Genomic DNA, 13,951 nt, shown 5'->3' on the forward strand with positions numbered 1-13,951 from the left:
GGGTCCGGCCCCGCGTCTCACCACTGCACGGTGGCCTTGGCGGCGAGGTCCCCATTGCCGTCCGCGACCACCGCGTGCGACGCGTCGTCCCCGTCGGCCACGGCCACCGTGATCTCGCGGTCGACGAAGAGCGGCGCGGTCGCGGTGAACGCGCAGCGGGCGGGTGTCCGCACCGGTGGGCGGGCGCCCCCGTCGCCGCGCATGACGGCGTCCAGCACCAGCAGCCGGGTGAGCGGACCGTGGACGAGCAGGTCCTCGAGTCCCTCCACGTGCCGGGCCCAGTGCCGGTCGTAGTGCACGCGGTGGGTGTTGAAGGTGATCGCGGAGAACCGGAAGAGGTGCCGGGAGTCCAGCGTGTGCCGGTGTGCGCGCCTGCCCTCCGTGTCGGCCCTGCGCGCCGGGGCCGGTGCCGCGCCCTCCTCCAGGAAGACGTCGTGCCACGTGCTCTCGACGGCCAGCTCGCCGGCCACGAAGTACCGCCTTTCGATGTCGGCGAAGACGAGCCGCCCGCTCTTGCCGACCTTCTCCGCGATGCGCCCCGGCCGCACACGCTGCTCGACGGTGTCCCCCAGCCGGATCGGCCGGTGGAAGAGCGTGTCCTCACCGGCGTACATCCTGCGCGGCAGATCGATCCCCGGCAGCACGTCGTCCTGCGGCGTACCGTCCGGGCGCAGCCCCTCCACACTGGAGGAGAAGGGGAAGTACAGCCCCTCCCACCCCGGGGGGAGCGGATCGCCCAGTGACAGCTCCGAGCGCTGCGGGGCGAAGGTCCCCCGGTAGTCCTCCGCCGGCGCGAGGTCCATGCGCTGCGTCCGTGACACGGTGTCGGCGCCCATCAGAGTGTCCTCCGCTCCTTCAGCGCGGCGATCTCCTCAGGCGAGTAGCCGACGGCCGCGAGCACCTGATCGTTGTGCTCGCCGAGCCGGTTGGCGGTCCTCGCAGGGTCGGCGGGGGTCTCGCTCAGCTTGATCGGCTGACCGAACATCCGCAACCGGCCCATGGCCCCGTAGTCCGCCTCGACGACCATGTCGCGCTCCGCCGTGCCGGGATCCTCGACCACGTCCGCGATGGTGCGGAGCGCGGTCAGCGGCACCACGTCTCCCGCGAGCTTCTCCAGTTCGGCCTGGGTGCGGTTCGCGAACCAGGAGTCGACCAGCGGTTTGACCTTCCGGTCGTAGACATCCTTGTCGAAGCGCTTGCGCATGGTGTCGGTCTCCGGGTCGTCGGCGGCCTCGGGGGTGCCGAACAGCTCGCAGCTGACCTTCCACAGCTTGTCCGTGTACCCGGCGAAGAACACCTGCCCATCGGCGCAGTCGAAGAGTTCGTACGGCCGCACCCACGCGTGCTCGTTGCCCGCGGGTTCGGCGGTCGTGCCGTTGACCGTGTAGTCGACCACGGCCGTCTCGGTGAGCGCGATGATGCTGTCGACCTGGGCGACGTCGACCTTCTGCCCGTCACCGCCGCGCTCGACGTGGCGGACCGCAGCCAAGGTGCCGATGACGGCGAACAGGGCCGCCGAGAGGTCGCCGATGGTGGTCCCGACGCGGACCGGCGCCATGCCGGGATATCCGTTCATGGACCACAGGCCGCCCGCCGCCTGGGCCGTACTGTCGAAGGCCGGACGGCGGCTCCGGGAGCCGGTGTGGCCGTAGCCGGAGATCGCGGTGTACACGATCTTCGGGTTGACCTCCTTGAGCACGTCGTAGCCGACGCCGAGCTTCTCCATGGTGCCGGGCCGGAAGTTCTCCACCAGCACGTCCGCCTTTGCCACGAGGTCCTTGAGGACCTTCGTGCCCTCCTCGTGGGCGAGGTTGACCGTCATACCCAGTTTGCCCCGGTTGTACTGCCCGTAGTAGCCGCTGAACTCCTGCGCGGCCGCTGCCCCGGCGCCCTCGGCGCCCTCCTGGTCCTGCGCGGTCAGGTACGGGGGGAACCCGCGGGAGACGTCGGGATCGTTGGGGTTCTCGATCTTGACGACCGTGGCCCCCATGTCGGCGAGGATCTGGGCGGCGTAGGGGCCGGCCAGCACCCGCGAAAGATCCAGCACGACGATCCCGTCGAGTGCCCCGTCTCCGCCGCCGAGCTGGCGGATGAGGTCCGGCGTGGCGTCCATGGTCGTCTCACTCCCTGGTGTCGGGCTTGGGGTCGGAGGCCGCGCGGGGTGCCGCTCGGGCGGCGGGCACCGGGTCGCGTCCTCCTCATCGGTCAATCGGAGGATCCTCGCAGTTCAGCGAGCGCCTCGCGGGCGTACTCCCCCCGGATGCGCCCTGCCGCGACCATCCGGGCGGCCACCTCCGACACCTCCGCACCCACCGCGCCGGCCGAGGCCGCGAGGGTGCGGGCGTGCAGCGCCATGTGCCCGCGCTGGATCCCCTCCGCGGCCAGGGCCCGGCAGGCGGCCAGGTTCTGCACGAGGCCCACGGCCGCGATGACCTCTCCGAGTTCGAGGGCCGAACCGACTCCGAGAAGCGCGATCGCGGCCTGGGCGGTGGGGTGTGCCCGGGTGGCGCCGCCAACCAGGCCCACGGCAAGGGGCACCTCCAGCGTGCCCACCAGGTTGCCCGCCGCGTTCTTCTCGAAGCGCGAGAGCGCGGTGTAGCGGCCGTCCTTGACGGCATGGGAGTGGCATCCGGCCTCGACGGCGCGGGTGTCGTTCCCGGTGGCGAGCACGACGGCGCTGATGCCGTTCATGATCCCCTTGTTGTGGGTGGCGGCCCGGTAGGGGTCCGCGGCGGCGAAGGCGCCCGCGAGGACGATGTCGTCGACCACCCGGGAGCCGCCCAGCAGCGCCGCGTCGAACTCGCCGCGCACCCGCACGAGCCGCCGGTCGGCCTTGTTGCTGAGAATGCGCAGGAGCGAGCGGCCGCCGGAGAGCTCGGCCAGCCGGGGGGCGAGGGCCTCCGCCATCGTGTTGACGGCATTGGCGCCCATGGCGTCGCGGACGTCCACGATCAGGTGCACGACGAGATGGGTCCCCGAGGCCGTGGGTACCGCGCGGACCTCAAGGGACCGGGCTCCGCCGCCCAGCGTCACCAGGACGGGGTCCTGCTCGTTGGCGTGGGCGATGATCTCCTCTTCGGCCTCGAGGATCGCGAAACGGGCGTCCTCCGGGTTGGGGACGTCCACGAGCTGGACCTGGGAGATCATCACCGGCCCCGTGGTGGCGGCCCGGAGTCCGCCGAGCCCGCGGGCCATCCGTGCCGCGTTGGACGCGGCGGCCACCACGCTCGGCTCTTCGATGGCCATGGGAACGAGGTAGTCGCGGCCGTTGAGGGTCAGGTTGGTCGCGACTCCCAGCGGGACGCCGAAGACCCCGACGGCGTTCTCGATCATCTGGTCGGCCTGGTCGAGGCCGAGGCCGTCCCGGGGCTCGAAGGCGCCGGGGTCCGCCGCGGAATGCTCGGTGACCTTCGCGCGGCGGTCCTGGACACTGAGCTCTCGGAGCCCGGGGATACGGCTGTTGACCGGCACGAAGCCACCTCCTGCGCACGGCACCCGGCAGGAGCGCCGGGCAGCCTTCTCACGATTCAGTGGCGAGGCTAGTGCCGGGCCGCGACGCACCGCATGGTCCGGGATCACATGAAAAACGCGCTTCACTGTGCCATGCGTCCATGCCGTGCTCATCCGCCCCCGCCGATGAGGCGTTCCCGCATCTCGTCCATGCGTACCGCCAGGGAGATCCGGAAGTAGTCCTCGTCGTCGCGCCAGCCGCGGTCGAGGATCCGGTCCAGTCGATCGAGCCGCTGGAGGATCGTGTTGACGTGGAAGTTGAGGGCGCGCGCGGCCTGGGTGGGGCTGGCTCCGTGGTGGACGTAGGCCCTCAGGGTGCGGAGCAGTTCCGTCCCTCGCTCGGCGTCGTAGCGCTTGACCTGCCCGAGGGTCCGGTGCAGGAAGTGCGTCATCGCGGGGGCGTCGGCGTCGAAGACGGCGGCGTAGGGAAGGTAGTCGCTCGTCCGGGCCAGGACATCGGAGACCTTGAGCGCCTCCAGCAGCCGCACCGTCTTCTTGACGAGGGGGAACTGCGTGCTCGACTCCCCCGGGGGCGGCATCACGCCGAGCACCTCGCCCTCGATGTGGTGGGCGATTCCCCTCCGGATCTCCTCGGCCCGGTCCTCCAGCCCGGGCCCGCCCAAGACGACGACGAGCCCTTGGTGCTCTCCCCCGAGTGACGGCGCGGGTGCCAGCGACGCCGCCAGGCGCACCGCGCGGCCGCGCTGCCCGGCCGGCACGGAGAGCGCGAGGAGCGAGGTGAGGTCCGCGACGTCCACACCCCGCTGCCTGCCCCGGGCGGAGGCGTCCTGCCGGCGCCCGCCGTCCGCCGAGAGCAGGTCGGCGATGAGTTCGCTGTGCACGCGGTACTCCACCTCGGCGACGGCCTCCTGCGAGAGGAGGAGCAGGGCGCACACCTGCGCCGCGCGCTCGACGGTGCGTGCGTCCACATCGCTGAGGGGGAATCCGCCCCCGCCGAGGAAGACGGTGCCCAGGTGCCGCTCTCCCGCTGCGAACGCGGCGACCGCGTCGACGGGGCCGTCGTCCAGCGCGATGAGGCGCCCCGACTCCGCGCTGCGCCGCACCGCCTGGAGCAGTTCGGGGTCCTGGGGCGCGCCGGCCGCCGCCAGGCCGCCGCCCGCCGCGGCCAACGGGTTTCCCGCCTGGTCGCTCAGTGCCACGGGCCGCGCGAGCTCCTCGGCGAGCGTCGCCGCCACCGTGCTGAAGTCTCCGCCGGTCAGAACGGCTTCCACCAGCTTCCGGTGCACGGTGTGGGCCCTGTCCCGCTGGACGAGGTGTTCGGTCAGGCGCGAGAGCGCCCGGCGGGACTCGTCCTCGGCGCGCTGGAGGCTCCGCAGCGTCCGCGCGGTCTGGAGGACAACGGAGGCGTGATTGGCGAGCGCGGTCAGCAGCGCGGTGTCCTCAGGGGTGAACGCGTGCTCCTCCCTGGTCGCGACGAAGACCACCCCGAGGACCTCGTCCTCCGCCAGCATGGGGACGCCGAGCATGGAGACGATGCCCTCCGCGGCCACCGCCGCGTCGATCCCGGCCTCGTGGCGGCCGGTCTCGAAATCCGCGTATCGGAGCACCGACTCCCCGGAACGGCGCTCCACCACGAAACTCGCCAACCCCTTCCCCGGCGGCACCCGCAGCGCCTGGAACTCGGGGGAGACGGAGCCGATGGTCCTGCGGACGAACAGTTCACGGGTCTGCGGGTCGTACTCCGAGAGGTACGTCAGATCGCTGCCCATCATCTGGTGGGCGCGGTCGACGATCTTCTCCAGCAGGACCTCGCCGTCACGCTCGGCGGCGAGCTCCCGTGCGCTGGAGAACAACGCTCCCAGCTCGTGCTCCCGGCGGCGCAGCCGCGCCCGCTCGCGCCTGCTCCTGGCGATCCGCTCGGAGAGGTCCCGGACCGTGCGTCCGTCCAGGCCGAGAGAGGACAGGGCCCTGGAGGCGTCGGCCGCGCTCTCGGTGTCGCCGTCGGTGATCGAGGCGACGAGCATCGCCACCGCCGCGTCCCTGGACAAGGCCGGTTCGTCGGCGGGCCGGCCGGTCCCTGCCTGGTGTTCCACGCAGACCTCCACGTGACGCGCATGAGTGGGATGAGAGCTCATGAATCGAGCCCATCAATGTGGCGAAGATACATGTCACGGCTGTGGTGCCCCTCACTACCTTGCATTGATGGCGCACATGGGCACCGGCAGCAGCCCCCATGCACCCGCCCCGACCGCACGGGTTGACCCGAGGGAGAGTGGTATGACCGCCGCACACGACATCGACCGTGCCGGTCTGGACTCCCGCCGCCAACGGCGGCGTGCCGTCATCGGCAGCTCCGTGGGCACCATCATCGAGTGGTACGACTTCACGCTGTACGGTCTTGCCGCTGCGCTGGTCTTCGCTCCGCTGTTCTTCGGCGGGAGCGATCTCGCCGGCACCCTCGGCGCCTTCGCCACCTTCGCCGTCGGCTTCCTGGCCCGACCCATCGGCGGCCTGCTGCTCTCCCACTTCGGCGACAGGATCGGCCGCAAGGGGACCCTGCTGGTCACCCTGCTGATCATGGGCGGTGCCACAACGCTCATCGGCGTCCTGCCCACCCACGAGTCGATCGGCCTGTGGGCGCCGGTCCTGCTGATCTTCCTGCGGATCTTCCAGGGCGCCGGGGCGGGCGCGGAGTTCGCCGGGGCCATGACCATGGCCAGCGAATCCTCGGCGACGGGACGGCGCGCCTTCACCGCCGGGTTCCCGGGCGCCTCCGTCTACGTGGGAATGGCCCTGGCGACGGCCACCTTCGCCGCCCTCACCGGGTCGATGTCCGATGAGACGTTCCTCGCCTGGGGGTGGCGCCTGCCGTTCCTCGCCAGTGTGGTGATCGTCGCCGTCGCGCTGTACTTCCGGTTCCGGGTGAAGGAGACCGCCGCCTTCGAGGCCGCGGAGGAGGCGGCCGCCGTCAGCCGTGCGCCCGTCGTGGACGCGGTGCGCAGCCACTGGCGCTTCCTCCTGCCGGGTATGGCGCTCTTCGTCTTCACGCTCCCCTGGGTCTACATCGTGCAGACGTTCGCGGTCTCCTACACCACCGGGACCCTGAACGTGGACTCCACGCACACGCTCATCGGCCTGCTCACCGCCATGCTGCTCACCATTCCGGCGACCCTCGCCGCGGGGGCCCTCGCGGACCGGATCGGCCGCAAGCCCCTCCTCATGGGGGCCGCCGTCTTCGGCGTGGTCTTCGCCTTCCCCATGTTCATGCTCTACGAGACCGAGAACTCCCTCCTCGTGGCGCTGGGGCTCATCCTCGGTCTCGCCGTGATCCAGGGAGCGACCATCGGCGTCTCCGCGGCGATGATCGCCGAGATCTTCCCGACCCGGATGCGCTGGAGCGGCATCGCGCTCTCGCGAGAGCTGCCCGCCGCCGCCGCGGGCGGCACCGCGCCCATGGCGGCCACCTGGCTGGTCTCGATGGGCGGCGGAACCCCGTGGCTGGTGGCGGGCTACCTGGTCGTGCTCAGCCTCATCGGCGTCGTCGGCATCCTGTACCTGCCCGAGACCCTCGTCAAGGCGCCTACGGGCGGCGGTACACCCGTTGCCCGCGGAACCACGTCTCCTCGACCCTGACCCGGGAGATCTCGTCCTCGGGGACGGTGAATACGTCGTCGCCGAGCACAACGAAGCAGGCATGGTGGCCGGGGGCGATCCGCCCCAGCCCGGCCAAGCGGGTGAGCCGGGCGGCGCGGGCCGTGTAGAGCAGTACGGCCTGGGGCACCGTCACCGCTGCGGCCTGGCCGATGTCGGCGCCGGTGTAGGCGCGGCGGCGCACCGCCGCCTCGATGGAGACGAAGGGGTCGTCGGCCTCGCTCCACGCGGTGGCGGGGCAGTCCGAGGAGAGCGCCAGCGATTCCACCTCCCGGTAGAGGGAGCGGATCGGATAGGCGTCCGGCACCTGGTCCGGGCGCAGGTTGTGCTCATACGCCTCGTACTCCGAGTACAGGAAGATCGTGTGCGTGGCGATGCCGAAGGTCATCCGGGCCTTCCGGAGCCGCCCGACCAGCGCGGGGCTCATCAGGGTCGCGTGCTCGATCCGCACCGAGGGCCGACCGTCCAGCCACGGCTCCTGGTCCCCGAATGCCTCCACCACGTGCGCGATGGCGCGGTCCCCCATGGCGTGCACGGCCAACTGCACCTCGTTGCGGCGGGCCCAGTCCGCCGCCGCCCGCAGGTCCGCGTCGGTGATGGTCCGCATCCCGTGGTCCGCCGACTCCGGATACGGCGTGCAGACCCAGGCCGTGCGGTTGGAGTAGGTGCCGTCCATGAGCACTTTGACCCCGCCCACGTACACGGGGCCCTCGCGTTCGTCGCCGCGGAGGTCCTCAAGGGGGGATTCCGGGTCCCATCCGAGGAACAGTGCGCTGTGCGGGAACGGTGTGCGCGCGGCGACCGAGCGGTACAGGGCGAGGGGGTCCGGCATCGCGGTGGCCAGCAGGTCGCACACGCCGACGATGCCGCGGCGGAAGAGCCTCTCGCCCACCGCGCTGAGGAGATACTCGCGCTCGGAGACGCCGCGCCGCGGAATGTGGCGGCTCACCGCCAGGGTCGCCTCCCTCTCGGTCAGGATGCCGTTGGGGCGGCCCGACGCATCGCGTTCGAACCTGGCACCCGGCGGGTCCGGTGTCTGGGCGGTGATCCCGGCGAGCTCCAGCGCGCGGGTGTTGCACACCGCCGAGTGGCGGTCGGCGCGCCAGACCATCACCGGCCGCCCGGTGGACACGCGGTCGAGGTCGGCTGCGGTCGGCGAGCGCCCCTCCGGATACTTCGTCTCGTCGTAGCCCGTGCCGATGATCCACGCCCCGTCTCCGGCACCGCGCGCGGGGTTGGCGCGCAGCGCGTCGACCAGGCCGTCCAGTGAGCCCACCCGGGGCGGGAGGCACTCGGTCGCGTCGGCGGTGTCGGCCATGAGCGCGGGGTGGAGGTGCATGTCCAGCAGCCCGGGGAGCACCGTTCGACCCCCCAGGTCGCGGGCGCGGCGCCGGGCCGCGCCCGACAGCTCGGCGGCGTCCCCCACCCAGTCGATGACGCCCCCGCTGATGCGGAAGGCCGAGGCGAAGTCGGTCTCGCTCTCGGCCGTGAACACCTTGGCGTTGACGAAGACCTGCTCGTCGGCCTGCCCGTTGACCTGCTCGTTCATTGGTGCCCTTCTCTTGAGGTCGCCGGCGCCGCTCACGCCAGGGCATCGGCGCCGTGGACGACCCTGCCGCCCACGACGGTGGCGACAACCGCGATGTCGGCCAGGTCCCGGGGGTCGACGGCGAACGGGTCCGCGTCCAGCACCGCCAGATCCGCCAGCAGTCCCGGCACGATCCTGCCCTTGATCCCCTCCTCGCCGGCGGCGTAGGCCGATCCGTGGGTGTAGGCGCGGACGGCCTGCTCCACCGTGAGCCGCTCCTGCGGCCCGATCAGCCGCCCCTGGGCGGTACGGCGGTTCACCATGGCGTGGATCCCCTTCATCGGATGGGCGTCCACCACGGGGGTGTCGGAACTTCCGGGCAGGACCACCCCGGCGTCCAGGAAGCTCTTCATCCGGTAGACCGAACGGCTGCGCTGCTCCCCGAGGGCGTCGAGGAAGCCGTCGCCGAGTTCCCACAGGAACCGGCCTTGGGGTACCGGCACGATTCCGGCGCGCGCGATCCGCTGCACCGCCTCCGGCGAGGCGATGCCGCAGTGCTCGATGCGGTGCCTGGCGTCATGGCGGGGGTGGCGCCGCTGCGCCTCCTCCACGTGGCCGACCGCGAGGTCGACGGCGCGGTCCCCGATGGCGTGCACCGCGAGCTGCCATCCGCTGCGATGCAGCAGCCCCAGGGTCTCCGCAAGGCGCTCGGGGTCGAAGGCCAGCATCCCCCGGCCGGGCTCCTCCCCGGGGGCGTGGGCGCAGTAGGGCTCGTGCAGTGCGGAGGTCCGGCCGATGAGCGAGCCGTCGCTGAGGACCTTGACCGCGCCCAACCGCAGGAACTCGTCCCCGAAACCGGTTCTCAGGCCCAGGTCGAGCCCCCATCCGTCCACTCCGGGCTCGAGCCCCGCCAAGGCGTGCGTCGTGGTGATGTACGGCATGGCGGTGACCCGGACTCCGAGGCTGCCGCGCTCGCGGGCCGTGAGGTAGCCGTGCAGGTCCGCGCGGCCCATGCCGATCCCGTCCAGCCCCCCGACGCCCGGATCGGTGATGCTGGTGATGCCTTCGGCGAGCGCGGTGCGGGACGCCGTGTCCAGGAAGCCGACCAGTTCGTCGATCCGGTGCGGCTTCAGCGTGGCGTCGAACCACTTCTTGGCGTTCTCCAGCAGCAGGCCCGTGGCGGCGCCGTCGGCACCGAGGACGATCCGCCCGCCGGGGATGTCCGGCGGTCTCCGCAGGTCCGCGATCCCAGCGGCGCGCAGGGCCGCGGTGCTGGCCACCGCGATGTGCTCCGACACGTGGGAGAGCAGCACCGGGCGCCCGCCCCCGGCGGCGTCGAGCTCCTCCCGGGTGGGGAACCCGCCGATCCTGTTCTGGTCGAATCCCCCGCCGCGGACCCACTCGTCCGGGGCCAGTTCCCGGGCCTTGTGCGCCACGAGGCCGAGGAGCCTGTCCCGGGTCGGGGCCGCCGCGTGGCCGACGTCCAGCGTGGCGAGCCGGCGGCCCCGGAGGGCCAGGTGGTGGTGTGCGTCGTTGAAACCCGGGACGACGGTGCGTCCCCCGAGGTCGACGGTCTCATGCGCCGCAGCGCACTCCCTGTCGTCGTCGAGGGCCGCCACCCGTCCGTACGTGACGCAGAGCGACCGCGCCCAGGGCCGTCCCGGGTCCCCGGTCCAGATCGCACCGTTGACGAAGGCCACGTCTGCTCGCACGGTTCGATGCTCCTTCTCTGCTCGGCGGTCAGTCTCTGATCCGGAAGCCCGGGGCGCCGGGGACGGAGTCCAGCAGCCGGGACGTGTACTCGTCCCGCGGGGCGGTGAAGATCTGCTCGACCGCGCCGAACTCCCGCAGTTCCCCCGACCTGAGCACGGCGACTTCGTCGCTGACGTGCCGGACGACGGCGAGGTCGTGCGAGATGAACAGCATGGTGAGCCCCAGTTCCGCCCGGAGCTGCGCGAGCAGTTCGAGCACCTCCACCTGGACGGAGAGGTCCAGTGCGGAGGTGATCTCGTCGGCGACCACGATCCGGGGGCGCGTGCACAGCGCCCGGGCTATGGCGATCCGCTGGCGCTGCCCGCCGGAGAACTCGTGGGGGTACTTCGCCGCCGCGGACGCCGGGAGCTCGACCCGCTCGAACCACTCCTCGATGGCGGAGCGGTGCCGCCGGGCGTCGGCGCGCAGCGGGTCCATCGCCTCGGCGAGGGCCTGCCCGGCCGTGCGTCGCGGACTCAGCGAGGAGAACGGGTCCTGGGGGATGAGCTGGAGCAGGCCGGGGTCGCGCCTGCGGCGACTGGTGCCGGCCGAGAACCGCTCCCCGCCGATGACGACGCGTCCCGTATCGATCGGCACCAGCCCGGCGAGCACCTTCGCCAGGGTCGACTTCCCGGAGCCCGACTCCCCCACCAGCCCCACCGACCGGGAGTAGGGGATGGTGAAGGAGACGCCGCGCAGCGCCTCGGTCCGGGCGGTGCCGGACCCGAGGACCACGCCGAGCCCGTCGACCTCCACCGCGGGGCGCTCAGGGACGGCCTGCTCCGAGGCCGCGCCGTCCGCCGTCTCCCTGCTCATTCGTTCGCCTCCTCGGCCGAGGGCTCCATGTACTGCGCCGCTGCCAGCAGCGACCGGGTGTACGGGTGCTTGACCTCGCCCCGGGCGAGCTGCTCACGGGTGAGCTCCTCGACGACCTCTCCCTCCTTCATCACCAGCACCCGGTCGCAGAGCGCCTCCACGACGCCGAGGTCGTGGGAGATGAACAGCACCGCGGCGCCGAGGGAGCCGCTCGCCGCGACGAACTGCCGGAGCACCTCGGCCTGGACCGTCACGTCCAGGGCGGTGGTGGGCTCGTCCGCGATGATCAGCTTCGCGTCGGTGAGCAGCGCGGAGGCGATCATCGCCCGCTGGAGCATCCCGCCGGAGAGTTCGTGCGGGTGCTGCCTGCCCCTGCTGTCCGGTTCGCTGATGTGCAGCCGGCGGAACTCCGCGGCCAGCGCCCGGCGGGCCGCGCGCCGGTTCATCCCCTGGTGGACCCGGGCGACCTCGGTGAGCTGGTTCTCCAGCCGCAGCGCGGGGTTGAAGGTGGAGACGGGGTCCTGATAGATCAGGGCGACGTCGCGGGCCAGGTCGCCGGAGCGGACCGGGCCGAGCAGGTCGTGGCCGACGGTGGTCACCTCCGCGGCCGTGGCGTCGACCCCGTCGGGCACCAGTCCGGCGGCCGACATGGCGGTGAGCGACTTGCCCGACCCGGACTCGCCCACCAGGCCGAGGATCTCGCCGGGGGCGACGTCGAAGGACACCCCCCGGACCAGCTCCCTGCCCTGGGCGGTCGCCACCTTCAGGCCCCGGACCCGCAGCGCGGCCGCCCCGGCCGCCCCGCCCTGCTCCCTGTGCGCGGCCGCCATCTCCTGTGACAGCTCGTCGGCCCGGTGCAGCATGCCGCTGCGGCGGCCGCGCACGAGCCGCCGCAGGCGCGGGTTGCTCCGCGCGGCGAGGCCGTCGCCGATGAACATCGCCGCCACGCCGGTGAGCACGAGCATCACGCTGGGCCCGACGATCTGGATCGGCTGCGTGTAGGTGTTCGGGAGTCCGTCGGCGAGGAGGCGGCCGAAGTCGTAGTCCGGGTTCTGCACGCCCAGGCCGATGAAGGAGAGGCCGGAGAGCTCGGTCAGGGTGACCGCGAAACTGTTGGCGCTGAGCACCAGCAGCGCCTCCCCGAGGTTGGGCAGGACGTGCCGGACGAGGATCACCGGCCGCGGGACGTTGAGCAGCTTCGCGGTCGAGACGTAGTCGCGCACCATGATGGGCGCGGCCATGGTGGCGCTCAGCCGCACGAACGCCGGGATGCCCGCGATTCCGACGGCGAGGGTCGCCGACATCGCGCCCGGCCCGAGGATCGCCGCGATCACCAGCGCCATGACCAGGGCGGGGAACGCCACGGCGACGGCGTTGGCGGTGAGGACGAGGTTGCGGACGCGGGGGGAGAGCATCCAGACCAGCAGGCCGACGGCGACCCCGAGCACCACCGAGATGGCGGTGGCGGAGACGGTCAGCACCAGGGTGAGCCGGGTGGCGACCAGGGCACGGGCGAAGAGGTCGCGGCCGAACTCGTCGGTGCCGAGGAGGTGCTCCCCGGAGGCCCCCTGGCGCCTGTCGTCGGTCAGGCCGACGGCGTCCGCGTCGAGGAGGACGGGGGCGAGGACCGCCACGAGCACCAATGAGCCCATGAGCGCGAGCCCGATGGCGAGCATGGGGCCCGGCCGGCGCGAGCGCCGTGCGGCCGCGGCCGGGACCTCCTCCGGCTGGATCGGGGGAATCGCGCTCATGCCAGGACCTTCCCTGCTCGGAGGGTACGAGGATCGACGAGGGCGAGGATGATGTCGATGGCGGTGTTGAGTGCCACGGCGACCGCGCCGACGGTGAGGATGATCCCCCGGGTCATCGGATAGTCCCGCTCGATGATCGAGTCCACGACGGCGCGGCCGAGCCCGGGCCAGGCGAAGACGCTTTCGATGATGATCGCCCCGCCGATCATGCCGGCGAGGATCAGCCCGGAGAGGGTCAGCGTGGAGGCCAGCAGGTTCGGCACGGCATGCTTCGCGTACTGCCGGAACGTGCTGATCCGCCGCCCGCGGGCGGTGCGCATGTAGTCCTGTTCGAGCACCACGGCCGCCTCCCGCCGCACGAGCCGCGACATCGACGCGATCGGGCCCAAGGCGATCGCGATGGTGGGGAGCACATAGGAGTACAGCGAGTCGGCGCCGGCGGCCGGCAGCACGCCCCAGTTCACCGCGAAGACCACGATCAGCACGGCGCCGATCACGTACACCGGCAGCGCCAGGACCACGCCCGTGGCCCAGCCGAAGGCCGAGTCGAGCCACGGGTTGCGGTTTCCGCGGGTGAGCCCGGCCACCGCCAGCCCAAGCGCCAGCGAGACCCCCAGGGTGAGCGCTATGCCGAACAGCGCGATCGACGCCGTGAACGGGAGCCGGTTGGCGATGACCTCGCTCACCGGCTGGCCGGTGCGGAAGGATTCGCCCAGGTCCGCGGTGAGCACACCGCTGAGGTAATCCCAGAACTGCGCCGCCAGGGGCCGGTCCAGGCCCAACCGCGCGCGGGTGTCCTCGACCTGCTCCGCTGTCGCGTCGACTCCGGCGACCACCCGCGCGGCGTCGCCGGGGATGAGGTGGGCGATGGCGAAGGTGATGACGACCAGCGCCACCATCGCGAGCAGGAGTTCCGCGGCCTTGCGCAGCAGGAAGGCCGGCCACGGCCTGGTCGTGATCGCATTCATGGTGCCCCCTGGCG

The 13,951-nt window shown here is 72.2% G+C and carries 10 protein-coding genes; 1 reads left to right on the forward strand and 9 read right to left on the reverse strand.

All coding sequences use genetic code 11. The features are described from left to right. Positions 1–17 precede the first annotated feature (17 nt). From CLV63_RS04925 to CLV63_RS04940, 4 genes are all read right to left on the reverse strand, one after another. Positions 18–836 carry an FAS1-like dehydratase domain-containing protein gene (locus CLV63_RS04925; RefSeq protein ID WP_106581647.1) on the reverse strand — a complete coding sequence of 273 codons (819 nt, stop codon included), beginning with the start codon at positions 834–836 and terminating at the stop codon, positions 18–20. Next, on the reverse strand, positions 836–2,113 hold the full coding sequence (locus CLV63_RS04930; protein ID WP_106581648.1) for a CaiB/BaiF CoA transferase family protein: 1,278 nt from the start codon (positions 2,111–2,113) through the stop codon (positions 836–838). The genes CLV63_RS04925 and CLV63_RS04930 overlap by 1 nt, the downstream gene beginning before the upstream one ends. 92 nt (positions 2,114–2,205) lie before the next feature. Beyond that, on the reverse strand, positions 2,206–3,471 hold the full coding sequence (locus CLV63_RS04935; RefSeq protein ID WP_106581649.1) for a hydroxymethylglutaryl-CoA reductase, degradative: 1,266 nt from the start codon (positions 3,469–3,471) through the stop codon (positions 2,206–2,208). Positions 3,472–3,620: 149 nt separating this feature from the next. After that, positions 3,621–5,564, reverse strand: coding sequence for a helix-turn-helix domain-containing protein (locus CLV63_RS04940; RefSeq protein ID WP_211301153.1), 1,944 nt, complete (start codon positions 5,562–5,564; stop codon positions 3,621–3,623). Between the two features lie 184 nt (positions 5,565–5,748). Here CLV63_RS04940 and CLV63_RS04945 point away from each other — a divergent pair, with 184 nt between their 5' ends. Beyond that, positions 5,749–7,104, forward strand: a complete 1,356-nt coding sequence (locus CLV63_RS04945; protein ID WP_106581651.1) for an MFS transporter — start codon at positions 5,749–5,751, stop codon at positions 7,102–7,104. Here CLV63_RS04945 and CLV63_RS04950 read toward each other — a convergent pair. Genes CLV63_RS04950 through CLV63_RS04970 form a run of 5 tightly spaced genes read right to left on the reverse strand, consistent with a single transcriptional unit; the run spans position 7,052 to position 13,937 of the window. Next, on the reverse strand, positions 7,052–8,671 hold the full coding sequence (locus CLV63_RS04950) for an amidohydrolase (RefSeq protein ID WP_106581652.1): 1,620 nt from the start codon (positions 8,669–8,671) through the stop codon (positions 7,052–7,054). The two genes, CLV63_RS04945 and CLV63_RS04950, sit on opposite strands and share 53 nt — an antisense overlap. A 32-nt stretch (positions 8,672–8,703) precedes the next feature. Continuing rightward, a complete protein-coding gene (locus CLV63_RS04955; protein WP_106581653.1) occupies positions 8,704–10,362 on the reverse strand; it encodes an amidohydrolase in 1,659 nt (552 codons plus the stop codon). A 28-nt stretch (positions 10,363–10,390) separates the two neighbouring features. Continuing rightward, complete coding sequence (locus CLV63_RS04960; protein WP_106581654.1) at positions 10,391–11,218, reverse strand: ABC transporter ATP-binding protein; 828 nt, start codon at positions 11,216–11,218, stop codon at positions 10,391–10,393. Beyond that, a complete protein-coding gene (locus CLV63_RS04965) occupies positions 11,215–12,969 on the reverse strand; it encodes an ATP-binding cassette domain-containing protein (RefSeq protein ID WP_106581655.1) in 1,755 nt (584 codons plus the stop codon). Before CLV63_RS04965 ends, CLV63_RS04960 begins: the two co-directional genes overlap by 4 nt. After that, positions 12,966–13,937, reverse strand: a complete 972-nt coding sequence (locus CLV63_RS04970; RefSeq protein ID WP_106581656.1) for an ABC transporter permease — start codon at positions 13,935–13,937, stop codon at positions 12,966–12,968. The genes CLV63_RS04965 and CLV63_RS04970 overlap by 4 nt, the downstream gene beginning before the upstream one ends. Positions 13,938–13,951 lie beyond the last annotated feature (14 nt).

Source organism: Murinocardiopsis flavida (assembly GCF_003014485.1).
Classification (GTDB): domain Bacteria; phylum Actinomycetota; class Actinomycetes; order Streptosporangiales; family Streptosporangiaceae; genus Murinocardiopsis; species Murinocardiopsis flavida.

Bases quoted from the DNA above. Each gene is read 5' to 3' on its own strand.
- CLV63_RS04925 (WP_106581647.1), bottom strand. From the start codon at position 836: ATGGGCGCCGACACCGTGTCACGGACGCAGCGCATGGACCTCGCGCCG.
- CLV63_RS04930 (WP_106581648.1), bottom strand. From the start codon at position 2,113: ATGGACGCCACGCCGGACCTCATCCGCCAGCTCGGCGGCGGAGACGGG.
- CLV63_RS04945 (WP_106581651.1), top strand. From the start codon at position 5,749: ATGACCGCCGCACACGACATCGACCGTGCCGGTCTGGACTCCCGCCGC.
- CLV63_RS04950 (WP_106581652.1), bottom strand. From the start codon at position 8,671: ATGAACGAGCAGGTCAACGGGCAGGCCGACGAGCAGGTCTTCGTCAAC.
- CLV63_RS04960 (WP_106581654.1), bottom strand. From the start codon at position 11,218: ATGAGCAGGGAGACGGCGGACGGCGCGGCCTCGGAGCAGGCCGTCCCT.
- CLV63_RS04965 (WP_106581655.1), bottom strand. From the start codon at position 12,969: ATGAGCGCGATTCCCCCGATCCAGCCGGAGGAGGTCCCGGCCGCGGCC.
- CLV63_RS04970 (WP_106581656.1), bottom strand. From the start codon at position 13,937: ATGAATGCGATCACGACCAGGCCGTGGCCGGCCTTCCTGCTGCGCAAG.